The organism is Endobacterium panacihumi (assembly GCF_050847465.1).
GTDB lineage: Bacteria > Pseudomonadota > Alphaproteobacteria > Rhizobiales > Rhizobiaceae > Neorhizobium > Neorhizobium panacihumi.
Genome location: NZ_JBOZRA010000009.1, coordinates 119,421 through 144,183, shown reverse-complemented (window position 1 = coordinate 144,183; position 24,763 = coordinate 119,421). Strand labels below are relative to the sequence as shown.

Below are 24,763 nucleotides of genomic sequence, written 5' to 3'. Positions count from 1 at the left end.
ATTTCCGATTTCATGACTTCTCCCTAAAATGTTCACGCGGACCTTCGTTCGCGTGGGAGGAGATGTCTTATGTCCAGCCGTTATGCCGATGTTTACGAGCAATGGAAGCGTGACCCCGAGGCACATTGGGTAAAGGCTGCCAAGGACGTGGGCTGGTTCGAACAGCCACATCACGTCTTCGATCAGGAGCAGGGCGTTTACGGTCGATGGTTTGTCGATGGTGTCACGAATACCTGCCATAACTGCGTCGATCGGCACGTGGCAGCAGGCCGGGGAAAAGATCCGGCCATCATTTTTGACAGTGCCATGACCGGTGCCAGCCGTGTTTTTTCATTTGACGATGTTCTTCGCGAGGTTACGGCTGTCGCCGCGGTTCTGCAAAACCTTGACGTCAAGAAAGGCGACCGCGTCGTCATTTACATGCCGATGGTACCGGAGGCGGTTTTCTCCATGCTCGCCTGCGCACGTATCGGCGCCATTCATTCCGTCGTGTTCGGCGGTTTTGCGGCTCAGGAACTCGCATCACGTCTGGACAGTGCCAGGGCAAAGGTTGTCATCGCCGCCAGTTGCGGGCTCGAACCCGGGCGTGTGGTTGCCTACAAGCCACTCGTGGATGCGGCGATCGATCTTGCCGAAGCAAAACCGTCCCATTGCCTTGTCCTGCAGCGTGAACAGTTGCGCATCGATCTGAGAGCCGAGCAGGGAGAACTGGATTTTGCCGAGCTGGTCGCAGCGGAAAAGGACAAGAAGTCTGAAGTTGCCTGTGTGCCTGTGCTGGCAACGGACCCGCTTTATATCCTCTACACATCCGGCACGACTGGCAAACCGAAAGGCGTGGTGCGCGACAATGGTGGGCACATGGTCGCGCTGCAATGGTCCATTCGAAACATTTACGGGCTGAAACCGGGTGATGTTTCCTGGACTGCATCCGACATCGGCTGGGTGGTCGGTCATTCCTACATCGTTTATGGGCCTCTATTGGCTGGCGTCACGTCGGTTCTGTTTGAAGGTAAGCCGGTGGGCACTCCGGATGCCGGCACGTTCTGGCGCGTGGTTGAGCAATATCGGGTCAATGTGCTTTTCACCGCACCGACTGCCTTTCGGGCGATCCGGCGCGATGATCCTGAAGGGAAATTTGTATCCGGCCGCGATCTCTCCAGCCTGCGAATGCTTTTCCTAGCGGGTGAACGTGCTGACCCGGAGACTTTGCATTGGGCGGAAGCCTTGCTTCGCATTCCGGTGATCGATCACTGGTGGCAGACGGAAACCGGCTGGGCCATCGTTGCCAATCCGATGGGTTTGGAAGTGTTTCCCGTGAAACACGGATCGCCGACCTTGCCCATGCCGGGTTTTGCAGTTGATGTTCTCGATGATGACGGCAAGCCTTTGCAGAGAGGCGCCTTGGGTAATCTGGCGATCCGGTTGCCATTGCCACCGGGTTGCCTGGTCACGTTTTGGGAGGCTGACGACCGCTTTCGTGAAACCTGCCTTGAGGAGTTTCCGGGATACTACAAGACGGCCGATGCCGGACTTATCGACGAAGACGGATATGTTTTTGTCATGGCGCGTACTGACGACATCATCAACTGTGCGGGTCATCGCTTGTCCACGGGCGCGTTGGAGGAAGTCTGCGCGTCTCATCCCGATGTTGCCGAATGTGCCGTGGTCGGTGTGGCTGACGCGATCAAGGGGCAGATGCCTTACGGCTTTCTGGTCTTGAAGAATGGTGTAGCTCGCAGCGAATCAGCCATCATTCAGGAGGTCGTTGATCTGGTTCGAGAACGTATCGGCCCGGTGGCCGCGTTTCGTACCGCTTTCATCCTGCCGAAATTGCCCAAAACCCGCTCGGGAAAAATCCTGCGGGGCACGATGCGCAAGATTGCGGATGGTGAAGTTTGGACGATGCCGACAACGATCGAGGATCCCGCCACGCTTGAGATGGTGTCGCTTGCCCTGCAAAAGGCCGTTTACATTTCTGCCGGCCGATAAAAGCATTTTTCCGTAATGGCTTAGCAGGCCTGAAGTGGTGCCTTCAAGTCTGCCGTCTGTTGCTCGAAATGGCGCTCGTTAACGATTCGTTAACCATGTGCACATTAATGAATTCGCAACGATTTCTTTACGTAGATGACCAAAGTGTTAACTGACGCACGCTCGATCCGCATCAAGGGCCGCTCCTTCCTGGCGCTCGTTCTTTCACCCGACCTGCCGCTTGATGACTGGCTCGTCAGGCTGGACGATCTTGCTTCCCGCTCTGCAGGCTTCTTTCTTGATCGCCCTGTTGTGCTGGATGTCACCGGCCTTGCCATAGATAAGGTCCAGCTGAAGGAGCTTTTCGAGCAGCTGGCCGAACGTAACGTTCGTATCATGGGCATTGAAGGCGCTCGTCCTTCGATGCTTGGACCGGGCATGCCGCCAGCGATGAAGGGCGGAAAACCTGCCGCCGACGTCGAAGTGAAGGAACGCGAAGCTGCCTCCGAGGAGCCTGAGACGGTTGGCTCCGCGTCGGTCGAACTTCCTCAGGTTCGCGCCATCACGCAGTCTCTGGTCATCAATGAGCCGGTTCGCTCCGGGCAGTCGATCATTTTTCCGGAAGGCGATGTGACGATCGTCGGCTCCGTTGCTTCCGGAGCAGAGGTCATCGCCGGTGGTTCCATTCATGTTTATGGCGCGCTTCGTGGCCGTGCTATGGCGGGCACAACCGGAAATTCTGCATCCAGAATCTTCTGCCGCAAGCTTGAGGCAGAGTTGGTGGCTATAGATGGCATTTACAAAATGATCGAGGACATGTCGCCATCGCTGGTGGGGCAGCCTGTCCAGCTTTGGCTGGATGGTGATTCGATCATGGCCTCGACAATAATCTAAGCCGGAAGACGGCAGGAAACAGGAGATTAAGATGGGCAAAGTCATCGTGGTGACATCCGGCAAGGGCGGGGTCGGCAAGACAACGTCGACCGCCGCCCTCGGCGCAGCGCTGGCGCAGAATGGCGAACGGGTTGTTGTGGTGGACTTCGATGTCGGCCTTCGCAATCTCGACCTCGTCATGGGTGCAGAGCGCCGGGTCGTCTACGATCTCGTCAATGTCATCCAGGGCGAAGCCAAGCTCACGCAGGCACTGATTCGCGACAAGCGTCTCGAAAGCCTGTTCCTGCTTCCGGCCTCTCAGACCCGCGACAAGGACAATCTGACGACCGAAGGCGTGGATCGCGTCATCACCGAGCTGAAGCGTGTGTTCGACTGGGTCATCTGCGACAGCCCCGCCGGTATCGAGCGCGGCGCGACGCTGGCCATGCGCCATGCCGATATGGCAGTCGTTGTTACAAATCCGGAAGTGTCGTCGGTGCGTGACTCGGATCGCATCATCGGCCTTCTCGATTCCAAAACGCTGAAGGCCGAGCGCGGCGAGCGTATGGAAAAGCACCTGATGCTGACCCGTTACGATTCCGTCCGTGCGGAGCGTGGCGACATGTTGAAGGTCGATGACGTTCTGGAAATTCTGTCTATCCCGCTCGTCGGCATCATTCCGGAAAGCAGCGATGTGTTGCGCGCGTCCAACATGGGCGCACCGGTGACTTTGGCGGATGCGCGTTGCGCGCCGGCCATGGCTTATTTCGAAGCCGCACGCCGCCTTCGTGGCGAACAGCTGCCGATCACGATTCCCGGTGATAAGCGGGGTATCTTCGGCAAGATTTTCGGAAGGAAGGCCGCATGAGCATTTTTGGTCTTTTCCGCAAAAACAAGTCGGCGCCGATGGCGCGCGAACGCCTGCAGGTTCTGCTGGCACATGAGCGCGCCTCTGCCGGCTCCGATCTGGTCACGATCCTGCGTGAGGAAATTCTCGCGGTTATCGCCAAACATGTCGAACTGGATGCTGATCGCGTTCACGTGAAGATGGACCGCGACGAGAACATGTCGATCCTTGAGATCGACGTCGAAATTCCGCTGAAGGCAACCCTTCAGGCTGCGTGATGAAAGGGAGCCGGCTTCGGCCGGCTTCTCCAATCTGGATAAAACAAAACCCCGCCGATATGCTCGGCGGGGTTTTGTTTTCGGACTTTTTCTTGAAGAAGCGAGCAACTTAGAAGTTGTCTTCGTCTTCCTCTTCCGTGCGGGTCGATTTCAGCGAGCTGAGCTTCGCGAAAACGGCATCCGCATCGATTTCCTTCTCCTCTTCGCGCTCGCTGCGATAACCGAAATCGAGGTTTTCGGTCTCGTTGGCCGGGCGCAGTGAAGCGCCAAGCTCGGCGGCGGTCGGCAGCGGACGGTTCTTGGCGGCGCGTTCGACTTCGAGGTCGAGGTCGATCTGGCTGCAGAGGCCGAGCGTCACCGGATCCATCGGGGTCAGGTTGGTGGCGTTCCAGTGCGTGCGGTCACGGATCTGTTCGATGGTCGACTTGGTGGTGCCGACGAGACGCGAGATCTGCGTGTCCTTGAGTTCTGGATGGTTGCGCACCAGCCAGAGAATGGCGTTCGGGCGATCCTGGCGCTTGGAGACCGGCGTGTAACGCGGGCCACGACGCTTGGATTCGGGAACGCGAACCTTTGGTTCGGAAAGCTTCAGCTTGTAATTGATGTCGCCCTCGCCGCGGGCGATTTCGTCGCGCGAAAGCTGGCCGGTGGAGATCGGGTCGAGGCCCTTGATACCCTGAGCGGCTTCACCATCGGCAATCGCCTTCACCTCGAGCGGGTGAAGTTTGCAGAAGGTGGCAATCTGATCAAAGGAAAGCGCTGTGTTGTCGACCAGCCATACTGCGGTCGCCTTCGGCATGAGCAATTGTTGAGCCATGGATATAGTTCCTCTGTCCGTCCGCGCCGGTGTCGCGGGCCGTGGGTATCAACCACCATTTCCGGGAATTAGAGGCCGTATAATCGATTTGGGACAGAATTGCAATTCTTTGAAACGCAATCCCGAAGATCACATTCTCTCTTCTCATCTCCATTTGTCTAATTGCCGCTCCTGCCCCAATTTGTATGAATGCCAGAATGTTGCGCCTTGATGGATGCAAGGTGCCGGCGCGCAAATGAGGGAGGAGTTTCATGTCCGAAAAAATTTATCCGGTTCTCAAGTCGACGAGGGCGAAGGCTCTGATCGACAAGGAGAAATACGAAAAATGGTATGAAGAGAGCATTGAGGATCCAGACAAGTTCTGGGGCAAGCACGGCCGGCGGATTGACTGGTTCAAGCCCTATACCAAGGTCAAGAACACATCCTTCAAAGGCAAGGTTTCGATCAAGTGGTTCGAGGACGGCCTGACCAACGTTTCCTATAACTGCATCGACAGGCATCTGAAGACGCATGGGGAACGCACAGCCATCATCTGGGAAGGCGACAATCCCTATATCGACAAGAAGATCACCTATAACCAGCTTTACGATCAGGTCTGCCGCATGGCGAACGTGCTGAAGAAGCACGGCGTCAAGAAGGGAGACCGGGTCACGATCTACATGCCGATGATCCCGGAGGCGGCCTATGCGATGCTGGCCTGCGCGCGTATCGGTGCGGTTCACTCGGTCGTCTTCGGTGGGTTTTCGCCGGAAGCCCTCGCCGGCCGTATCATCGATTGCGAATCCACGTTCGTCATTACCTGTGACGAGGGCGTTCGTGGCGGCAAGCCGGTACCGCTCAAGGAAAATACCGATAAGGCCATTCACATTGCCGCCCGGCAATATGTGACCGTCAACAAAGTTCTCGTCGTGCGCCGTACCGGCGGCAAGACCAATTGGGCACCGGGTCGCGACCTCTGGTACCATCAGGAAATCGCCACCGTGAAGGGCCATTGCGAACCGGTGAAGATGAAGGCGGAAGATCCGCTGTTCATCCTCTACACGTCAGGCTCGACCGGGAAACCGAAGGGCGTGTTGCATACGACGGGCGGTTATCTCGTCTATGCGGCGATGACGCATGAATATACGTTCGATTATCAGGACGGCGATATCTACTGGTGCACCGCCGATGTCGGCTGGGTGACCGGGCATTCCTACCTCGTTTACGGCCCGCTGGCGAACTGCGCGACGACGCTGATGTTCGAAGGCGTGCCGAATTTTCCGGACAACGGCCGCTTCTGGGAGGTCGTTGACAAGCACAAGGTCAACATTTTCTACACGGCACCCACGGCCATCCGTTCTCTGATGAGCGTGGGCAATGATTTCGTCACCCGGTCCTCGCGCTCAAGCCTGCGCCTGCTGGGCACGGTCGGGGAGCCGATTAACCCGGAAGCCTGGGAATGGTATTACAACGTGGTCGGCGACAAACGCTGCCCGATCGTCGACACATGGTGGCAGACGGAGACTGGCGGGCACATGATCACCCCCCTGCCCGGCGCTACTGACCTTAAGCCAGGATCGGCAACCAAACCGTTCTTCGGTGTGCAGCCGCAGCTCGTGGATGCTGAAGGCAATGTGCTGGAAGGGGCTGCCGACGGCAATCTGTGCATCACCGACAGTTGGCCCGGCCAAATGCGCACCGTCTACGGCGACCATGAACGTTTCGTGCAGACCTATTTTTCCACCTACAAGGGCAAATATTTCACCGGCGACGGCTGCCGAAGAGACGAGGATGGTTATTACTGGATCACCGGCCGCGTTGACGACGTCCTGAACGTATCCGGTCATCGTCTTGGTACGGCCGAGGTGGAATCGGCTCTGGTCTCACACAATCTCGTGTCGGAAGCGGCAGTCGTCGGTTATCCGCACGGTCTCAAGGGGCAGGGCATCTATTGTTATGTGACCCTGATGGCCGGCAATGAGGGGACGGACACGTTGCGCCAGGAACTGGTCAAACATGTCCGCAACGAGATCGGCCCGATCGCCACACCGGACAAGATCCAGTTTGCGCCGGGCCTGCCAAAAACCCGTTCGGGCAAGATCATGCGGCGCATTCTCCGCAAGATCGCAGAGGATGATTTTGGCGCTCTTGGCGATACATCGACTCTTGCTGATCCGGCTGTGGTCGACGATCTGATCGAAAATCGCCAGAACAAGGTCGATGCGTGATCCACAAGGGGCCGTTTTTCGGCCCCTTCCCCCTCGCGCCATTTTGTGCGTGGGTTTGGTCTGTGCGCTTCCATCACCAGCCCTATAAATGCCGATAGGATCAATCAGGAAGGCTGCAAGATGAGAGGATTGTTGCAAATGGGTATCTTGTCCGCTCTGCTGTCGGCGTTTGCCGGCCCTGCCCTTTCAGATACCGCAAAGGGTATTGCCGCCTATCAGAAGAGTAACTATCCGGTTGCCATGCAGGAACTGGAAAAGGCGGCTGCCGATGGCGATGAACAGGCCTATTTCAATCTCGGTGTCGCTTATGCCGAGGGTAAGGCGGTGCCGCAGGATCTCGGAAAGGCTGCTGAGCTTTATCGCATGGGCGCCGAAGGCGGCAGCGTGCTGGCTGCTTTCAATCTCGCGCAATCCTACCGCAAAGGGCAAGGTACGGAACTGGACTATGCCGCGGCCGCTAAATGGTATGAATTTGCCGCCAAGCGCGGAGATTTTCGTGCTTCCAACGAACTCGGCCTGCTCTATGTCGAAGGGAAGGGTGTCGAGCGTGATTTGGTCGAGGGTTTTGCCTGGATCTATCCTGCCACGCACCAATTGATCATGGATGAATCCGCTATGGCCAATGCGATGCAGCTCGCTTCAATACTGGATAAGCAGCAGATTGATGAAGCGCAGGCCAGAGGCCGGGACTATTTCGAGAAATATTTTGAACCGAATACCGGCCTTGTCGAAGCTTTGCTCGAAAACAAGGGCAGGTGACGTTTGGTCAAGCCTGCCTGTCAGCTTCCGCAGGTTTTTCCCGGTTTTCGACCACCATTATAATCGCGAACCACACCTGCCGATCGCAGGTTCTCGGCTACATTGCTTCCATCTGGAAGCGCCACGTCGGCAACGATGCGGCCAAAATATTTATCACCCGAAATTTGAGTGAGCTGGATTTTAGCTGACGGCTGGGCCATGCCTTCCAGCATCCGCCGAGCCTCTGCTCCCGCTTCACGGATGCGCTGGCATTTCGATCTGATTTCAGGCGCATCGATACCGCGTATACGCACATACACTTCCACGCGCTGCTGTGGCCAGGGTCGCGCTTCCACGAGCAATGTGTCGCCGTCGACAATACGCAGGATTTCGGCCTCGACTGGACCGGCAACCTCATCTCGCGCCAAAACCTTTGTGGCAAGGACGGGGAGAAAAACAAATATGGCCATCAAAAATCTTGACATGAAAGGAATAAATTCCAGTTCGCGTCAAAAATCAATAGGAATATTTACTTAGAAATCGATGGCGCGACCGTTGATTTCCCAATCGCCAAATCTCGCAGGATCGGCGCCGCCACGACCGCCGAATTCTTCTGGCATCTCCGCCGCCTGAGCGGCTGCCTGGCGACGCTCCTCAGCTTCCTGCAGCGCACGCTGTGCGGCAGGTGAAAGCGGCTTGCGGTCAGCAATAGGTTCGCTCACAGTTTCGGCATTGTCATTGTCATTGTCGGCAGTTTGCATTCCGCTCACCGGATGGTTCATTGAAAAATCAGGCTGAATTCACCACATCATAGGCGGTTCAGCGAGAATGGAAAACCCTTCGGTTTACTGGCAACGGGAGTGATGACGATGAATATGATACGCACCGCCATGCTTCTGGCCTTCATGACGGCCCTGTTCATGGGGATTGGCCTCCTGATCGGCGGCAAGGGCGGCATGATGATCGCACTGGTGATCGCCGCCGGCATGAACCTATTTTCCTACTGGAATTCCGACAGGATGGTTCTGTCTGCCTATCATGCGCAGGAAGTGGACGAGCGCAATGCGCCCGAACTGTTTCACATGATCCGTGATTTGTCGGCCAATGCCGGCCTGCCAATGCCGCGTGTCTATGTTTACGACAATCCGCAGCCGAATGCGTTTGCCACCGGTCGCAACCCCGACAATTCCGCCGTTGCCGCCTCTACAGGTCTATTGGAGCGCCTGACGCCGGAAGAAGTGGCAGGTGTGATGGCGCATGAGCTTGCGCATATTCAGAACCGCGACACGCTGATCATGACGATCACAGCAACATTTGCCGGTGCGATTTCCATGCTCGCCAATTTTGGCATGTTCTTCAGCGGAAATCGTTCCAACAATCCGCTTGGTATTATCGGCACGATCGTGGCTATGGTGGTTGCGCCATTTGCTGCGATGATCGTGCAGATGGCCGTCAGCCGCACACGCGAATATTCCGCTGACCGTCGCGGCGCGGAAATCTGCGGCAATCCCATCTGGTTGGCTTCGGCGCTTGCCAAAATCTCCGGCGCCGCGCATGCCATCCCGAATTACGACGCAGAGCGCAACCCGGCCACGGCGCATATGTTCATCATCAATCCGCTGTCGGGTGAGCGTATGGACAACCTGTTCTCCACACACCCGAATACGGAGAACCGCATCGCTGCCCTGCAGGAAATGGCCTCCTCCTTTAGCCCTCCCGCCTCGACGGGTGGCTTTCAGGCTGCTAGATCGCAGCGCGCCGCGCGTTCCGTTCCAAATACTGGTTGGGGAGGACGCGGCTCTGACGAACCGCGCAAAGGTCCCTGGTCTTGAACGAGAACAAAAACAAGAAATCTGCGAAATCGACGAACGGTCAGCGGGCGCAAAGGCCGGTATATTCCGACAAACCGGGCCTTGAAGTGCGCATGACTGCCGCCAAGTTTCTCGGCGCGGTAATTGATCGCAAGATTTCTCTCGATGGCATGCTTGACCTTAACCAGGGCAATGCGGCCTATAAGGCGTTGAGCGATGCCGACCGAGCTTTGACTCGTGCCATCCTGACCACATCCCTTCGCCATCTTCTGCGACTGGAGGCGGCGATCGCCTCCCTGCTCGAAACACCACTTCCCGAAGGTGCGCGTGCTCTTCAGCATGTCCTGATCGTGGCTGCCGCTCAGATCCTGCATCTCGACGTTCCATCCCATGCGGTAGTAGATCTTGCCGTCGAGCAAGCCAATCGCGATCCGCGCAATCGCCGCTTTGCCAAGCTGGTGAACGCGGTACTGCGGCGCATGGTGCGGGAAAAAGAAGAAATTCTCGCGAAAACATCCGAAATTTCGCCTGTGCCGGCATGGTTTCACGCCCGACTTTCCAAAGCTTATGGCAGTGATAATGCCATGCGGATCGCCGAAGCGCAGCTTTGGCCGCCGGCCATCGACCTTACGATAAAATCCGATCTCGAGACGTGGGCGGAGCAGCTGCATGGTCGGATTCTGCCGACGGGCAGTGTACGTCTTCCGGCTTTTGAAGGTTCGGTGACCGGGCTGGAGGGGTACGAGGATGGTGTCTGGTGGGTGCAAGACGCCGCAGCTGCCATTCCCGCCAGGCTTTTTGGCGATCTCAAGGGCAAACGTATTGCTGATCTTTGCGCCGCACCCGGTGGCAAGACAGCACAGTTGGCTGCAGCGGGTGCGGACGTGATCGCGATCGAGCAATCCGCCAATCGTGCCCGCAGGCTGCGGGAAAACCTTGACCGTCTGAAACTGTTGGTCGATGTGCGCCAGGCAGACCTTTTCGATTTCGAGCCGGAGGAGCTGCTCGACGGTGTCCTGCTTGACGCACCTTGCTCGTCTACTGGTACAACCCGCCGACACCCAGACGTACTCTGGACCAAGGGGCCGGACGATATCGGCAAGCTGGCGGTATTGCAGGAACGTATGCTTCGTCATGCCATTAGGCTTGTGAAGCCGGGCGGCTTGATTGTCTTTTCCAATTGCTCGCTCGATCCTCTCGAGGGTGAAACGGTCGTTGCCAAAGTCCTAGCGGATACCCCTAACCTTGTCCGCGTGCCCGTTGATCCGGCAGCATGGCCGGGATTGGAAACCGCAATAACACCGCTGGGGGAATTCCGTACCACTCCGGCACTTTTGCCGCCAGTGGAAGGTTTTGCTGGCGGAATGGATGGTTTCTTCGCGGCCGTGCTATCTCCGCGCTAACGGTTTCTTCATCATAAAAGACAATACTTTTTTAGGTTTGGAGGATGATTCCGCCGCCGCATTGCGGCTGGCGCGTCATGCTCGTGGGAGTTTTTGTATTGCCGACTCGCGTGGCAGATCGCCGGGGATCGTTTTCCGCTGGCCTGCAACAGGCTCGTTACAGGTTTTGCCTGGCGTGGCTCGCTTTGCGCATGCCGTTGACGCGGCCAACATTGCGCGTTCCGGATCGCCTTATCGTGGCCCCGACAGATCTTAGAGCGACTGATCCCTACATCGCCGAGGAGATTTTTGAAGGACGTTTTCCGTTGGCAGGTCGTGTTCTGGCCACTGACGGGGAGTCGCCGTTTACTCTGCAATTGCCGTCGCGTGGCTTTGCCGAACGTCTGCATTCCTTCTCATGGCTGCGTCACATTCGAACAGCGAAAACGGATGAAGCCTGCGCCAATGCACGATCCATCACTGCCAGTTGGATCGCCCTGCATGGCAAGAGAATTTCGGGCATTGCCTGGGAACCGCATGTCACAGCTGAACGGCTGATCGCCTGGTTGTCCCATTCCACTGTCGTGCTGCAGGGAAGCGATAGCGTTTTTTACAGGCGCTTCATGAAGAGCCTAGCTTATCAGGCGAAATATCTCCGCAAGATTGCCGACTACCTGCCTGAGACGGAAACCCGACTGCGTCTGCAGATCGCGCTTGCCATGGCGGCAATTGCGATGCCGAATTCTCCTGCATTGGTGCGTCGTCAGGGAATGAAGCTTGATCGTGAACTGGAACGGCAAATCCTGGGCGATGGTGGCCACGCTTCTCGCAATCCGCGGTTGGTGCTGGATCTGCTGCTGGATCTGCTGCCCCTGCGCCAAACCTATATCAATCTCGGACACGACGTCCCTCAGAAGCTGATCCCAACGATAGACCGCATGTATCCTGCACTGCGCTTCTTCCGGCATCAGGATGGCGATCTCGCCTTGTTTAACGGTGCAAGCGCTACGCCGGCGACAGAGCTTCTGTCGGTACTTCGCTATGACGAGACATCCGGCAAGCCCTTCAAGGCTTTGCCACATATCCACTACCATCGACTGGCGGCAGGCGAGACCACAGTTATCATCGATACGGGCGCACCGCAGTCCGCTCAGGCGGCCCATTCAGCGCATGCGGGTTGCCTAGCTTTCGAAATGTCGGCGGGGCGGCATCGCTACATCATCAATGCCGGTATGCCAAAATTTGCGGGTCGCAGTTATCGCACATTGGCCCGGGCGACAGCAGCGCATTCCACAGTGACATTGCATGAAACATCATCGTCAAGACTGATGAAATCGCCGTCAGGTCTGGCGGTCATGGAGTCGTTCAACGTTGTTCACTGTAACCGCACCGAGGATGCGCAGGGCAATGACTGGCTGAGTGCCACGCACGACGGTTATCTCGCACCGTTCGGCTACCTTCACGCGCGCGAGATCGGCATGAATGTCAAAGGTACAAAGATCAAGGGGCACGATAAGTTCCATGTGCCGGAGGGCATAGCCAGCAGTGGTGCCAAGGAGCTTGTCGCCGTTGCTCGCTTTCACATTCACCCCGCCATTTCCCTGTCGCGTATCGATGGTGAAACGATCTTGATGGATGCACCGGATGGCGATGCATGGCTGTTTACGGCACCGGGTCTGGCCGTCGAAATCGAGGAAGATATCTTCTTTGCCGATGTCTCGGGTGTGCGAGAAACGGAGCAGTTGACCATTACCTTTACACTGCCGATGGTGAATGAAATTCGCTGGATGCTGAAACGATCGGAATAGCGCGGTTTCCTCAGCTGAGAACCTGTGCTAACGCGACGCCTTAGGGCGCCCGATCGTCTGCGGGCGCGACCAGATGGAGAAGCCCGATGGCCGTCATGTCCAAAAAAATTCCCGCTCCCGACAAGGTGAAAATTCGTACCGCGCTTTTGTCGGTGTCGGACAAGACTGGTATCATCGAGCTTGCCAAGGCGCTGGCGGAGCAGGGGGTGCGCCTTCTGTCGACCGGCGGCACCCACAAGGCACTTGCCGCTGCCGGCCTTGAGGTCACCGATGTTTCGGAAGTGACCGGTTTTCCGGAAATCATGGATGGTCGCGTCAAGACGCTGCATCCGGGCGTCCATGGCGGTCTTCTGGCCATTCGTGACGACGAAGATCACGTCGCCGCCATGAAGGAGCACGGCATAGGCGGTATCGATCTCAGTGTCATTAACCTCTATCCGTTCGAGGAAGTTCGTGCGGCGGGTGGTGACTATCCGACGACGGTTGAAAACATCGATATCGGCGGCCCAGCCATGATCCGTGCTTCGGCCAAGAACCATGCCTATGTTACGATCGTCACCGATCCCTCCGACTATCCGGCTCTTATCGAGGCGCTCAGCAGCAATGACTGCCATACGGCCTATGTTTTCCGTCAGAAACTGGCGGCAAAGGCCTATGCCCGTACCGCTGCCTATGACACTGCCATCTCCAACTGGTTCGCCGAAGCGCTCGATATCGAAATCCCACGTTACCGCACCATCGGTGGCGTGTTGAAGGAAGAGATGCGTTACGGCGAAAACCCGCATCAGAGCGCTGGCTTCTACGTTACCGGCGAGAACCGTCCAGGCGTTGCCACGGCGACGCTGCTGCAGGGCAAGCAGCTTTCCTATAACAACATCAACGATACCGACGGTGCTTTCGAGCTGATTGGCGAGTTTACGGCCGACAAGGGTCCGGCCTGTGCGATCATCAAGCACGCAAACCCCTGCGGCGTTGCCACTGGCTCAACACTGAAGGATGCCTATCTGCGAGCGCTGGCCTGCGACAGCACCTCCGCATTCGGAGGCATCATCGCGCTCAACCAGCTTTTGGATGGCGAGACGGCCGAAGAGATCGTGAAACTGTTCACCGAAGTGATCATCGCGCCTGAAGTGTCGGAAGAGGCGAAGGCTATCATTGCCAAGAAGCCGAACCTGCGTCTTCTGGTGACCGGCGGCCTGCCGGACCCGCGCTCGCGCGGCATTACTGCAAAGACCGTTGCCGGTGGCCTGCTGGTCCAGACACGCGATAACGGCATGATCGAAGATCTCGATCTGCGTGTCGTCACCAAGCGCGCACCGACGCCGGCCGAGCTGGAAGACCTGAAGTTCGCCTACAAGGTTGCCAAGCACGTCAAGTCGAACGCCATCGTCTACGCCAAGGAAGGCCAGACAGCCGGTATCGGCGCCGGACAGATGAGCCGCATCGATTCCGCGCGTATCGCTGGGCTGAAGGCCGAGGAAGCGGCGAGGGCCATGGGCTGGGCTGAACCAATGACCAAGGGCTCGGCTGTTGCCTCCGAAGCCTTCTTCCCGTTTGCGGATGGTCTGCTTTCAGCTATTTCTGCAGGCGCAACCGCCGTGATCCAGCCGGGCGGATCCATGCGTGATGCCGAGGTGATTGCTGCTGCGGACGAGCATGGCGTTGCCATGGTCTTCACCGGCATGCGCCACTTCCGCCATTAAGGTCAGGATTTACGAGGCCGGGACTTCTTCCGGCCTCGTTGTCGGCTCGGGTATCGTGATCAAAAGCACGAGGCCTGCCAGAAGGAAGATGGTCAGCGTCGCCATGCCGATATGCGCCGAGCCGGTGGCATAGGTGGCGACGGAAAAGGCCAGGGTGGCGAGAAAACTCGTCGCCCTGCCTGACAGCGCATAAATGCCGAAATATCGGCCCGATTCCGCCAGGCTGACACTGCGCGCCATATAGGAACGTGATGAGGCCTGCACCGGGCCGAAGGCGATGCCTATCAGCAGGCCGAAAAGGATATAGGCCTTTTCCGCGGCCGTGCCGAACAGACCACCACTATCTTCCGTCGATAATGACAGCAGGCCGAAAAACACATTGCCGGGGCTCGTCGAGATGATGCCGACCGTTGCCGTCAGCAGCAGCGTAAGGCTGATGATGACGACTGTTTTCGAGCCGATCGAGCGATCTATCCATCCCGCTGCTATGCAACTGAACACTGCTACCACGTTCAGGATAATGCCATAGATGCCGATCTCTATGGTCGCCCAACCGAACATGCCGGCAGCGAAGGCGCCACCAAGGATCAGAAGACCGTTGACGCCGTCCTGATAGAGCATGCGGGCCAGCAGAAAGCGCAGGAGATGCGGGCGATGTTTCAGTTCGCCGATCGTGCCGCGCAACTGACCAAGGCCCGAGGCGATGGCCTGCCGCAGCGGCAGACCTTTTGCCGCGTCCGGGGTGAACAGGAACATAGGCAGTATGAAAACCAGATACCAGGCGGCCGATAGCGGGCCGGCCACGCGGGCGTCTTCACCGGTTGCCGGATCTAGACCGAACAGCGGTGTCATTCCGATGATCGTGCGGCCGGATTGCGGATCGCCCGCGAGCAGCGCAACCACGAGGATCAGCACCAACATGCCACCGAGATAACCTAGTCCCCAAGCGATGTTGGAAATGCGCCCGACTTCCTTTTCGCTCACCAGCCGCGGCATCATCGAGTCGTTGAAGACGATCGAAAATTCCGCCGCAAGCGACGCCAGAACCATGAAAAGCAGCGGCCAGATGATCGGCGAACCGGGGGCCGCGAACCAGAGCATCGCGAGGCTTGCGATTTTGATGACGGCAAAAAACGCGATCCATGGCTTTCGTGAGCCGGATTCATCGGCGATCGATCCTAGAACCGGCGATAGAATGGCGATCAGCAGCGATGAGACCGTCGCCATATTGCTCCAGGCTGCCTGTGCCGCAACCGGATCTTCCGTCATTCGGGCCACGAAATAGGGCCCGAAGATAAAGGTCGTGACGACCGTGAAAAAGGGTTGCGCTGCCCAGTCGAACATCATCCAGCTCCAGATGCCGCGACGTGATGTTCGCGGCTCCGGGGCAGGGTGGTTGATCAATGCAGGTTCGCTCCCCATCAGCGGACTACTGAGCGCTGCGGTGGGCGAGATCGCCCAGCAGACCGGCTGCCACTGCTACCTTCGCCAATGTCACATCGGCTCCGTCGCTGAGCGCAATCAGTTCGCCGCTGATGCGGTTTACGCGCTGGCGGTCGCCCGCATACCAGGCCTCGACCGGTTTCTTGTCTTTTGCATGTGCGGACAGGGCGGCGATCACGATGTCACGACGGGCAACGGTGATCTGCTGCAGGCTGCGGGTCAGCGCCAGGCTTTCATAATGATCACTTGTCGCAACCCGTTCGCCGGCATCCAGCAGGCGGCCGATACGGAAGATCTCGCTGACGGCGAAATAGGCTTCCGTTGCCCGTGCCAGCGGTTCGCCGGTCCGTTCGGCAACGACCATGATTTCCGGGGCCAGTACCAGCGTCGGCAGGGCACGCAGTTTCTGTGAAAGATCGTCCGAGATGCCGGCAGCCTCCAGTTCGGCATCTGTTGGCAGATCCTTCAGCGATGCCCGCATGCCCTTGATCGCCGTTGCCAGGCGGCGGCTGGCTGCTTCCAGCGGACCATCGGCTGTTTTGGTCTGCAGGATCAACCGGGTTGCGTCGGCAAAAATATCCTCGATACGTGCATAAAGCATGTTCTGGGTGCCGCCCGGAAGGACATTGTCGAGCGCGTCGATTTCCTTCCAGATCTGCGTCAGGTCAAAGCTTTCGCGGGCGAGGAACGCTGCCTTGACGACATCTGCCGGCGCGCAGCCGGTAATGTCGACCATCTGCTGAACGAAGCCCGGGCCACCCCGATTGATCGTTTCGTTGGCAAGCAATGTCGCAACGATTTCACGATGCAGGCGGTGCCCAGCGATGTCTGCCGCATAGGCCTTCTTCATGCCGGCCGGGAAATAGCCGGCCAAAGTGTCTGCCATATAAGGATCATCCGGAAGCACGCTTTCGAGAATATCGTCAAATAGAACGATCTTCGCGTAGGACAGAAGCACGCCGATTTCCGGCCGGGTCAATGGTTTGCCGGCAATGTACCGGTCCGCCATGGTCGTATCATCCGGCAAGGTTTCGACCTTGCGGTTCAACTGGCCACGGGATTCCAGAACCGACATCAGGCGGGACAGCACTTCACGATCCCGGATGCCCTTGCGCTCGGAGAGTGAGATTGCCAGCGATTGCAGGTAGTTGTTGCGCAGGACAAGCGCCGCGACCTCTTCCGTCATCGAAGTCAGGAGGCGGTTGCGCTTTTCACGCGGCAGGCGGCCTTCCTTCATGGCCGGGCTCAGCGCAATCTTGATATTGACCTCGACGTCGGAGGAATTGACGCCTGCCGAGTTGTCGATCGCATCCGAATTGCATCGGCCACCGTTCAGAGCATAGGCGATACGGCCCTTCTGGGTGACACCCAGATTGGCGCCTTCGCCGATGACCTTGGCGCGTAGTTCGCCAGCCGTTACGCGGATCGGATCATTGGCGCGGTCGCCGACTTCGGCATCGGTTTCGGAAGCCGCCTTGATATAGGTGCCGATACCACCGAACCACAAAAGATCGACGGGGCTTTTCAGTATGGCCGTGAGGATTTCGAACGGTGTCGCAGTCGTCTTGCCAATGTCGATCGCGGCAGCGGCTTCCGGTGTCAGCTTTACCGATTTTTCCGACCGCGAAATGATCATTGCGCCCTTGGATAGAACGGAACGGTCGTAATCCTGCCAGCTTGAGCGCGGCAGGGCAAACATGCGCTCACGCTCGGCAAAACTCTTTTCCGTATCCGGGTTCGGGTCGATGAAGATGTCGCGATGGTCGAAAGCGGCGATCAGGCGGATTTCGCGCGACAGCAGCATGCCGTTGCCAAAAACGTCGCCCGACATATCGCCGACACCGGCCACGGTGAAGGGCGTTGTCTGGATGTCGATGTCCTGTTCACGGAAATGCCGTTTGACGGTTTCCCATGCGCCGCGGGCCGTGATGCCCATCTTCTTGTGGTCGTAACCGGCCGAGCCACCCGAGGCAAAAGCGTCATCCAGCCAGAAACCGGCCTCTTGGGCAAGGCCGTTGGCCGTGTCGGAGAAGGTGGCCGTTCCCTTGTCGGCGGCAACAACGAAATAGGGGTCGTCGTCATCAACGCGCACCGTGTCCTTGGGTGCCACGACCTCGCCGTCGATGATGTTGTCGGTGATCGACAGCAACGTGCGGATATAGGTCATGTAGGCCGCGCGGCCCGCATTGAAGATTTCGTCGCGCGTGCCGCCGACCGGCAGTTTTTTCGGGAAAAAGCCGCCCTTTGCGCCGACCGGCACGATGACGGCGTTCTTGACCTGCTGTGCCTTCACCAGACCCAGAACTTCGGTGCGGTAATCCTCGCCGCGATCCGACCAGCGCAGACCGCCGCGGGCGACCTTGCCGAAGCGCAGGTGCACGCCTTCCACCTCGGTGCCGTAAACGAACATTTCTCGGAAGGGACGAGGTTCCGGCAGGTTGTCGAGCTGTTTCGGGTCAAGCTTGAAGGCCAGCATGGCATGCGGCTTTCCGTCTTCGGCGCGCTGGAAATAATTGGTACGCAGGGTCGAATCGATGACGTTGACGAAACGGCGAAGCGTGCGGTCGTCGTCGAGGTTGGGCACATCGGCCAATGCCGCTTCAATCTCGGCGTGGCGTTCGGAAAGCTTTTTATCCCGCTTTTTGTCGCTCAGTTTCGGGTCAAAGCCGTCATGGAACAGTTTCAGCAGATCGGCGGCGATCGCCGGATAACGTGTCAACGTGTCGGCGATGTGGTTCTGCGAGTAGACGATGCCGGTCTGGCGCAGATAACGGGCATAGGCACGCAGCACCGTCACTTCACGCGCGGAAACGCCGCAAAGCAGAACAAGCCTGTTGAAACTGTCATTGTCGATCAGGCCGAAATAGGCATCGAGAAATGCCTCTTCGAGCTGCTGCGACTGGCGTGCGAAGTCGATGCTATGGCTACCATCGATCCGCAATTCCATATCATGCAGGACGACCAGCGTGCGGCCACCTTCAGCATCCACCTCCAGTTCGAACGTCTGCTCGCTCAGGACCTGAAAACCGAGATTTTCCAGAAGCGGCACGCGGCGTGACAGTGAAAGCTGGCCGGCCTGATGGAAGATTTTCAGAGAAAGCGTGGTCTCGTCATCGGCACTGCTGCGGTAGAATTCGATGCGGATGGGCTCGCCGCCGACGCAGGCATTGATATCTGCCAGATCACCGAACACCTCCTCCGGCGTAAAGGTCTCCTGATAGGCCTGGGTCGCATGGAGTGTGGGCTGATGCGGGCCGGCGAGGGCTGCAAATCGTTCGCTCCATGGGGTCGCGATATCGCGAATGGTGGCTTCCAGCTTCTGTTGCGGAATGCGGGGCGTCTTGCCGCCGGTTCGGCCGATGATGAAGTGGACGCGGGCGATCCCGCCCTCTGGAAAGGCGGGGTAATAGGCGGAGACATGCCCTTCGTAGATGGCGGAAAGGTAGTCTCCTACTTTTTCACGAACGGAAGAGTTGTAGTTTTCACGTGGAACATAAACGATTACGGACACGAACCGATCGAATTGGTCGATACGTGGCAGAATGCGTACGCGTGGGCGCTCGGCCAGTTCCATGATTTGTTCGCAGAATTTGATCAGGACATCCGGATGGATCTGAAACATGTCGTCACGCGGATAGGATTCTAGCGTGTTTTTCAGCATGCGGCCGGAATGGCTCAGGCGGTCGAAGCCGAAATGTTCCTTGATACGTTTGGCCTTGGCGCGGATAAGCGGAATTTCGCCCACAGAGTGCGTGTAGGCCGTTGCCGTGAACAGGCCGACGACGCGCAGTTCCCCGATGACTTTGCCGGATTCGTCGAAACGTTTGATGCCAACATAGTCCATGTAAGCACGCCGATGCACGACGGACTTGACGTTCGCCTTGGTGACAATGAGAAAATCCGGACCCTCAAGGAATTCAAGGATTTCCGGCGTGGTCATCACCGCGCTCTTGCCTTGGCGCAGAACGAGCACATCGGGATCGGAAAGAATGCCAAGCCCACGTTCTGTAGCACGCTCGAAGCGGGCGTCATCACCGCTGCCCGAATAGGTGTATTCGCGCATGCCAAGGAAAGTGAAATTGTCATCTCGTAGCCATTCGAGGAAAGCCAGGGCCTCGTCGCGATCGCTTTTCTTTCGCGAAACTGCGGAGAGCTCGGCAATTGCGGTATTGAGGCGGCCAAGCATGGCCTGCCAGTCCGTGATCGCCAGATGAACTTGTTCGAGAACTTTGCCGATGCGCTGTTGAAGGTCTGCGGTCTGCTCAGCGGTCAATAGCGGGATATGGATCTGAATAAGGCTGACAGTGTGCTCGGCATCAACCGGCGCGTCATGCAAATGGAAAACCGGCTCCTTGCCGTTTTCGACATGCAGGATCGGGTGAACGGCAAGCATCAGATCGCGGACGCTGCTGGTGACTTCACCCATCACCGAGTCGTAGAGGAAAGGCTGATTGTGATCGACAATCGTCAGCACCGACACCGCCTCACCCGCCGGTTGAATACCGGGAATGGCCTCGATAAGCACGTGAGCGTTCTTGTGATTCCAGCCTGCCAGCGCCTTGCGGGCCTGCTCGGCGGCAAGAGCCAGCATTTCGGGCGTATAGAGGGCAAGGTCGTCCTTGCTTGCCCGGCTGAACAACAGGTGTGGATCAAGCGCATTCTTGGTGGCGATGCGGCGTGCCGCGTCGATCTGCTTGTCTTTTTTCGGATTGCGCTTCGCGTCCATGGGGCAAGTCCTCTCCCAAATCATATTATGGCGTCCATCGTGGTTCGAACCGAAACGGACGATTATCTTATGTTAGCCGATTGCTGCCCGGTTATTCCACCGATCAACGAAGACTTGTTGACATAAAGCTCTGAAAAACTGATCAACAACACCTTCGTTCGAAAGTCTTTTGCCATGTCCGAAAACCCAAGCGCCGTTATCGTCATTTCTAGCCACGTCGTGCGTGGATCGGTCGGCAACCGAGCGGCTGTTTTTGCGCTGGAAACGCTTGGTTTTCCAGTATGGGCTTTGCCAACCGTGGTTCTCCCCTGGCATCCGGGGCATGGACGTTCCACGCGGATGATTTTTCCTGAAGAAGAGTTTGAGAAGGTCATTGACGATCTGATCGCGGCACCATGGATCGGTGAGGTGAAGGCCGTGCTGACGGGTTATTTCGGCCATCCGGCTCAACCGAAGGCCGTCGCTCGACTGATACAGGCGGTGCGCCAAAAAAATCCCGACGTCCTTTATGTCTGCGATCCGGTGATGGGAGACGTGGGCGGCCTTTACATCCCGCAGGCAACGGCCGAGTCGATCCGAGACGATCTCATTCCGCTTGCATCGCTGGCGACGCCGAATCGATATGAACTGGCGTGGCTGTCCGGCGCAGCACTCGAAACCAATGCGGCGATCATGGATGCCGCCGTGGCTCTTGGGCCGCCACGTATGATGGTGACATCAGCGGTGCCGATGATGGCCGGCGGAACCGGTAATCTATATCTGACGGGCAAGCTTGCGCTTTTGGCCGAGCATCGCTTGATCGAAAATCCTCCGAATGGTCTGGGCGATCTGCTCGCAGCCGTTTTTCTGGCACGTCTTTTGTCTGGTCTGGACGAAGAAAAGGCTCTGCAACTGGCGACGGCGAGCGTTTATGAAGTGCTTGCGCGTACAGCCAAACGTGGCGGAGACGAGCTGGCGCTCGAAACCGACGCTTCAAGTCTTTCGTCCCCGATGGCAATGGTGCAATTGCGCAGATTGATTCACCCTTTGCAGAATGTTCGCCGATAAGGCGATATCCTGCCCGTTGATTCCCGTCGGCGCGCGCTATAAGCGTCTCCTCATGGACGCTTTTCCCGAACCCCTGCTTGCGGGCTACCGCAACTTCATGAACGGCCGGTATGCCGATGCCCGCGAACGTTATCGCGTGCTTGCCGAGCACGGCCAGACCCCTCATACGCTGCTGATTGCCTGTTGTGATTCACGCGCAGCACCTGAAGCCATTTTCGATTGTGGCCCCGGCGAATTGTTCGTGGTGCGCAATGTTGCCAACATGGTGCCGCCCTACGAGCCGGACAGCCAGTACCATGCAACATCCGCAGCTGTTGAATATGCGGTGCAGGTGTTGAAGATCAGCAATATCGTCGTCATGGGGCATGGCCGCTGCGGCGGCATCCAGGCGGCTCTCGATCCGGCCATGGAGCCTTTGTCGCCGGGCGACTTCATCGGCCGATGGATGCAGTTGCTGAAGCCTGCTGCCGAGCAGATCCAGAACAATGATCTAATGACGATGGGGGAGCGGCAGACTGCGCTCGAGCGTGTCTCGATCCGCAATTCGATCAACAATCTGATGAGTTTTCCATTCGTGAGGACGCTTCACGAGGAAGGCGAACTCAATGTCCACGGCGCGTGGTTCGATATTTCGAGCGGCGAACTCTGGATCATGAACGAGGCGGGCGATTTCATTCGCCCTGACCTCTAAGCAATCTATTTGCTGAACTGGGATCGATGGCTTATTGGCCGTCGATCTGCGCGCCGATATAGGCGATTGCCTTTTGATAGACAGAGGCAGCATTCCATCCCTGGATAGCAACGAAGTTCGGTTCACCCTGCTGGTAACCAGCGCCTGCACGCCAGCCGTGGCCACGCAGGAAGTTTGCCGTCGATGCCAGGGCATCCGCGCGCGAACGAACCATGTCGATATGACCGTCACCGTCGCCATCGGCGCCGTAGCGGATGACGTTGAGCGGTAGGAACTGGGTCTGGCCGATTTCACCATGCGCCGCGCCCTTGGCGGTTACGCTCAGGTCACCACGGGCAACAAGCTGCAGCGCGGCGTAAAGCTGTTCGGTGAAAAATGCCGAGCGGCGGCAGTCATAGGAAAGCGTTGCGACAGCGGACAGCGTGTGCTGGTTGCCGAGGTAGCTGCCGAAACCGGTTTCCATGCCCCAGATGGCAAGGAGCGGGCCGGCTGGAACGCCGTAACGCCGCTCGATCGAGGCGAACAGCGAGGCATTGTTCTTCTTCATGGTCTTGCCACGCGAAATGATCGCCTGGCCGCCACGCTTCTTCATGAATTCCTCGAAGGAAAGCTTGAAGCTGCGCTGACCGCGGTCCGCGCGGATCGTATCGCGGTTATAGCTGACATTGGCGAAAGCGCGGTCGAGAACCGACGGCGAAATGCCCTTTGACGGTGCCGTCTGCTTGAAATCCTGGACCCAGTTGGCAAAGCCGCTGCTGTCGTTTCCGCATGCCGCTGCCAAGGCAGGTGCCGCAGAAAAGCCGAAGCCTATTGCAAGTATCCCGGAAAGGAAAAGCTTTTTCATGCGTGTCAGGTCCATCGTTCCGTTAGAGCAGCGGGCGATTTAGCCGCCGCAGGGCCATCGATATTCAGCTTATGGCAGAGTTTTCGACGCTCGCAACGCTCGGAAACATGAACAGTTCGTGATCCTGTTGCGATTCGTATTTAAAAACCCCGCCTCTCAGCAGGGTTTTTAGTATGACATGCTTACCAAATGGTTCAGGCGACCTGCTTGCGCGGCTTGATCAGTCCCCGATTGACGAGAAGTTCGGCAATCTGGATGGCGTTGAGAGCGGCACCCTTACGCAGGTTGTCGGAAACGACCCAAATGTTAAGGCCGTTTTCCACGGTCGCGTCTTCGCGGATACGCGAGATGTAAGTCGCGTCTTCACCGGCGGATTCCAAGGGCGTGATGTAGCCACCGTTCTCGTGCTTGTCGATGACGAGGCATCCCGGCGCTTCACGCAGGATGTCACGAGCCTGGTCGGCGGTGATCTCGTTTTCGAACTCGATATTGACCGATTCCGAATGGCCGATGAAGACCGGTACGCGCACGGCGGTGCAGGTGACCTTAATCTTCGGGTCGAGCATCTTCTTGGTTTCGGCCAGAACCTTCCATTCTTCCTTGGTGTAACCGTCTTCCATAAAGACGTCGATATGCGGGATGACGTTGAAGGCAATGCGCTTGGTGAACTTCTTGGCTTCGACCGGATCAGCAACAAATACGGCGCGGGTCTGGGTGAACAGTTCGTCCATGCCTTCCTTGCCGGCGCCGGACACCGACTGGTAGGTCGATACGACGACGCGCTTGATCTTGGCGGCATCGTGCAACGGCTTCAGGGCCACGACGAGCTGTGCGGTCGAGCAATTCGGATTGGCGATGATGTTCTTCTTGGTAAAGCCCGCGACTGCGTCGGCGTTCACTTCCGGCACGATCAGCGGGACTTCTGAGTCGTAGCGCCAAGCGGATGAGTTATCGATGACGACGCAGCCCTGTGCGCCGATTTTTGGCGACCACTTCTTGGAAATGTCGCCGCCGGCGGACATCAGGCAGATGTCGGTGTCGGAAAAATCGTAGTTTTCGAGATTGGAAACCTTCAGCGTCTTGTCGCCGTAAGACACCTCTGTGCCCTGGCTGCGTGCAGAAGCGAGTGCGACGACTTCGTCTGCCGGAAAGCCACGCTCGGAAAGAATGTTCAGCATTTCCCGGCCGACATTGCCGGTAGCGCCTGCGACTGCGATCTTGAAACCCATGATATGCTCTCTTTCTCTTCTCTCCTCGGCGGTGAGGGGAACCCGACGTATCGCCGGATCCTGATCCCCGGCCTTACCGGGGAGAGAGCGGTGGGCCAGAGACGTCAGACGATTTTCGTCGTGGTTTTGGCCTTGGTTTTGGAAACAAAAAAGCATCCTCCGGCACGTTGTGCCAGCTGAACATGGGCAGCGATGTTGAACCGCATATGGGCCATGGTGCTTCCTTTTCGTGCGAATTCATTAAAAGATTCGTGGGGAGAGTCAAGCGGTGCGGGCCAATGGGTTAAGCTGGACAAGGCTGTAGCCTTGGCCTTACACCGGAACCATGCTTACTAAGACAGGGTGCTGATA

19 protein-coding genes are annotated in these 24,763 nt (G+C 57.7%); 12 read left to right on the top strand and 7 right to left on the bottom strand.

Annotated elements, in window-relative coordinates; all coding sequences use genetic code 11:
* Window positions 1–69: 69 nt before the first annotated feature.
* The 4 genes from ACRQ1B_RS26760 (at window position 70) to minE (ending at window position 3,966) form a co-directional block, all read left to right on the top strand.
* Entirely contained in the window at window positions 70–1,989 is a 1,920-nt protein-coding gene (locus tag ACRQ1B_RS26760) for an AMP-binding protein (protein ID WP_432297182.1), read from the top strand.
* Between the two features lie 135 nt (window positions 1,990–2,124).
* Window positions 2,125–2,862, top strand: coding sequence for a septum site-determining protein MinC (gene minC / locus ACRQ1B_RS26755; RefSeq protein WP_432297181.1), 738 nt, complete (start codon window positions 2,125–2,127; stop codon window positions 2,860–2,862).
* Window positions 2,863–2,893: 31 nt separating this feature from the next.
* A complete protein-coding gene (minD, locus tag ACRQ1B_RS26750; RefSeq protein WP_432297179.1) occupies window positions 2,894–3,709 on the top strand; it encodes a septum site-determining protein MinD in 816 nt (271 codons plus the stop codon).
* Window positions 3,706–3,966, top strand: a complete 261-nt coding sequence (gene minE, locus ACRQ1B_RS26745) for a cell division topological specificity factor MinE (protein WP_432297177.1) — start codon at window positions 3,706–3,708, stop codon at window positions 3,964–3,966. Before minD ends, minE begins: the two co-directional genes overlap by 4 nt.
* 109 nt (window positions 3,967–4,075) lie before the next feature.
* Here minE and ACRQ1B_RS26740 read toward each other — a convergent pair whose 3' ends face one another.
* Entirely contained in the window at window positions 4,076–4,783 is a 708-nt protein-coding gene (locus ACRQ1B_RS26740) for a DUF1013 domain-containing protein (RefSeq protein ID WP_432297176.1), read from the bottom strand.
* A 251-nt stretch (window positions 4,784–5,034) separates the two neighbouring features.
* Here ACRQ1B_RS26740 and acs point away from each other — a divergent pair, with 251 nt between their 5' ends.
* Both acs and ACRQ1B_RS26730 read left to right on the top strand, forming a co-directional pair.
* Complete coding sequence (acs, locus tag ACRQ1B_RS26735; protein ID WP_432297175.1) at window positions 5,035–6,990, top strand: acetate--CoA ligase; 1,956 nt, start codon at window positions 5,035–5,037, stop codon at window positions 6,988–6,990.
* 138 nt (window positions 6,991–7,128) lie between these two features.
* Window positions 7,129–7,749, top strand: a complete 621-nt coding sequence (locus tag ACRQ1B_RS26730; RefSeq protein ID WP_432297174.1) for a tetratricopeptide repeat protein — start codon at window positions 7,129–7,131, stop codon at window positions 7,747–7,749.
* A 20-nt stretch (window positions 7,750–7,769) separates the two neighbouring features.
* Here the strand turns inward: ACRQ1B_RS26730 and ACRQ1B_RS26725 are convergent, their stop codons facing one another.
* Entirely contained in the window at window positions 7,770–8,213 is a 444-nt protein-coding gene (locus ACRQ1B_RS26725; protein WP_432297173.1) for a thermonuclease family protein, read from the bottom strand.
* Between the two features lie 48 nt (window positions 8,214–8,261).
* On the bottom strand, window positions 8,262–8,489 hold the full coding sequence (locus ACRQ1B_RS26720) for a DUF1674 domain-containing protein (RefSeq protein WP_432297171.1): 228 nt from the start codon (window positions 8,487–8,489) through the stop codon (window positions 8,262–8,264).
* Window positions 8,490–8,597: 108 nt separating this feature from the next.
* On the opposite strand from ACRQ1B_RS26720, the gene htpX reads away from it, so the two are divergent.
* From htpX to purH, 4 genes are all read left to right on the top strand, one after another.
* A complete protein-coding gene (htpX, locus tag ACRQ1B_RS26715) occupies window positions 8,598–9,560 on the top strand; it encodes a zinc metalloprotease HtpX (protein WP_432297169.1) in 963 nt (320 codons plus the stop codon).
* Window positions 9,551–10,942 (top strand): RsmB/NOP family class I SAM-dependent RNA methyltransferase, encoded by a 1,392-nt coding sequence (locus ACRQ1B_RS26710; protein WP_432297274.1) that lies wholly within the window; start codon window positions 9,551–9,553, stop codon window positions 10,940–10,942. The genes htpX and ACRQ1B_RS26710 overlap by 10 nt, the downstream gene beginning before the upstream one ends.
* 191 nt (window positions 10,943–11,133) lie before the next feature.
* Window positions 11,134–12,729 (top strand): heparinase II/III family protein, encoded by a 1,596-nt coding sequence (locus tag ACRQ1B_RS26705; RefSeq protein ID WP_432297168.1) that lies wholly within the window; start codon window positions 11,134–11,136, stop codon window positions 12,727–12,729.
* 86 nt (window positions 12,730–12,815) lie between these two features.
* Complete coding sequence (purH, locus tag ACRQ1B_RS26700) at window positions 12,816–14,432, top strand: bifunctional phosphoribosylaminoimidazolecarboxamide formyltransferase/IMP cyclohydrolase (RefSeq protein ID WP_432297166.1); 1,617 nt, start codon at window positions 12,816–12,818, stop codon at window positions 14,430–14,432.
* A 9-nt stretch (window positions 14,433–14,441) separates the two neighbouring features.
* Here the strand turns inward: purH and ACRQ1B_RS26695 are convergent, their stop codons facing one another.
* Both ACRQ1B_RS26695 and ACRQ1B_RS26690 read right to left on the bottom strand, forming a co-directional pair.
* A complete protein-coding gene (locus tag ACRQ1B_RS26695) occupies window positions 14,442–15,854 on the bottom strand; it encodes an MFS transporter (protein ID WP_432297165.1) in 1,413 nt (470 codons plus the stop codon).
* A 7-nt stretch (window positions 15,855–15,861) separates the two neighbouring features.
* A complete protein-coding gene (locus ACRQ1B_RS26690; protein ID WP_432297164.1) occupies window positions 15,862–20,601 on the bottom strand; it encodes an NAD-glutamate dehydrogenase in 4,740 nt (1,579 codons plus the stop codon).
* A gap of 174 nt (window positions 20,602–20,775) precedes the next feature.
* On the opposite strand from ACRQ1B_RS26690, the gene pdxY reads away from it, so the two are divergent.
* On the top strand, window positions 20,776–21,648 hold the full coding sequence (gene pdxY / locus ACRQ1B_RS26685) for a pyridoxal kinase PdxY (RefSeq protein ID WP_432297162.1): 873 nt from the start codon (window positions 20,776–20,778) through the stop codon (window positions 21,646–21,648).
* A gap of 52 nt (window positions 21,649–21,700) precedes the next feature.
* Complete coding sequence (locus ACRQ1B_RS26680; RefSeq protein WP_432297160.1) at window positions 21,701–22,339, top strand: carbonic anhydrase; 639 nt, start codon at window positions 21,701–21,703, stop codon at window positions 22,337–22,339.
* Window positions 22,340–22,370: 31 nt separating this feature from the next.
* Here the strand turns inward: ACRQ1B_RS26680 and ACRQ1B_RS26675 are convergent, their stop codons facing one another.
* Window positions 22,371–23,183 carry a lytic murein transglycosylase gene (locus ACRQ1B_RS26675; RefSeq protein ID WP_432297158.1) on the bottom strand — a complete coding sequence of 271 codons (813 nt, stop codon included), beginning with the start codon at window positions 23,181–23,183 and terminating at the stop codon, window positions 22,371–22,373.
* Window positions 23,184–23,377: 194 nt separating this feature from the next.
* Window positions 23,378–24,412 carry an aspartate-semialdehyde dehydrogenase gene (locus tag ACRQ1B_RS26670; RefSeq protein WP_432297157.1) on the bottom strand — a complete coding sequence of 345 codons (1,035 nt, stop codon included), beginning with the start codon at window positions 24,410–24,412 and terminating at the stop codon, window positions 23,378–23,380.
* Window positions 24,413–24,763: the final 351 nt, after the last annotated feature.

What these genes read in the sequence shown, in the direction of transcription:
- ACRQ1B_RS26760 (WP_432297182.1), top strand. Translation starts at nt 70, where the DNA reads ATGTCCAGCCGTTATGCCGATGTTTACGAGCAATGGAAGCGTGACCCC.
- minC (WP_432297181.1), top strand. Translation starts at nt 2,125, where the DNA reads ATGACCAAAGTGTTAACTGACGCACGCTCGATCCGCATCAAGGGCCGC.
- minD (WP_432297179.1), top strand. Translation starts at nt 2,894, where the DNA reads ATGGGCAAAGTCATCGTGGTGACATCCGGCAAGGGCGGGGTCGGCAAG.
- minE (WP_432297177.1), top strand. Translation starts at nt 3,706, where the DNA reads ATGAGCATTTTTGGTCTTTTCCGCAAAAACAAGTCGGCGCCGATGGCG.
- ACRQ1B_RS26740 (WP_432297176.1), bottom strand. Translation starts at nt 4,783, where the DNA reads ATGGCTCAACAATTGCTCATGCCGAAGGCGACCGCAGTATGGCTGGTC.
- acs (WP_432297175.1), top strand. Translation starts at nt 5,035, where the DNA reads ATGTCCGAAAAAATTTATCCGGTTCTCAAGTCGACGAGGGCGAAGGCT.
- ACRQ1B_RS26730 (WP_432297174.1), top strand. Translation starts at nt 7,129, where the DNA reads ATGGGTATCTTGTCCGCTCTGCTGTCGGCGTTTGCCGGCCCTGCCCTT.
- ACRQ1B_RS26725 (WP_432297173.1), bottom strand. Translation starts at nt 8,213, where the DNA reads ATGTCAAGATTTTTGATGGCCATATTTGTTTTTCTCCCCGTCCTTGCC.
- ACRQ1B_RS26720 (WP_432297171.1), bottom strand. Translation starts at nt 8,489, where the DNA reads ATGCAAACTGCCGACAATGACAATGACAATGCCGAAACTGTGAGCGAA.
- htpX (WP_432297169.1), top strand. Translation starts at nt 8,598, where the DNA reads ATGAATATGATACGCACCGCCATGCTTCTGGCCTTCATGACGGCCCTG.
- ACRQ1B_RS26705 (WP_432297168.1), top strand. Translation starts at nt 11,134, where the DNA reads ATGCCGTTGACGCGGCCAACATTGCGCGTTCCGGATCGCCTTATCGTG.
- purH (WP_432297166.1), top strand. Translation starts at nt 12,816, where the DNA reads ATGGCCGTCATGTCCAAAAAAATTCCCGCTCCCGACAAGGTGAAAATT.
- ACRQ1B_RS26695 (WP_432297165.1), bottom strand. Translation starts at nt 15,854, where the DNA reads ATGGGGAGCGAACCTGCATTGATCAACCACCCTGCCCCGGAGCCGCGA.
- ACRQ1B_RS26690 (WP_432297164.1), bottom strand. Translation starts at nt 20,601, where the DNA reads ATGGACGCGAAGCGCAATCCGAAAAAAGACAAGCAGATCGACGCGGCA.
- pdxY (WP_432297162.1), top strand. Translation starts at nt 20,776, where the DNA reads ATGTCCGAAAACCCAAGCGCCGTTATCGTCATTTCTAGCCACGTCGTG.
- ACRQ1B_RS26680 (WP_432297160.1), top strand. Translation starts at nt 21,701, where the DNA reads ATGGACGCTTTTCCCGAACCCCTGCTTGCGGGCTACCGCAACTTCATG.
- ACRQ1B_RS26675 (WP_432297158.1), bottom strand. Translation starts at nt 23,183, where the DNA reads ATGAAAAAGCTTTTCCTTTCCGGGATACTTGCAATAGGCTTCGGCTTT.
- ACRQ1B_RS26670 (WP_432297157.1), bottom strand. Translation starts at nt 24,412, where the DNA reads ATGGGTTTCAAGATCGCAGTCGCAGGCGCTACCGGCAATGTCGGCCGG.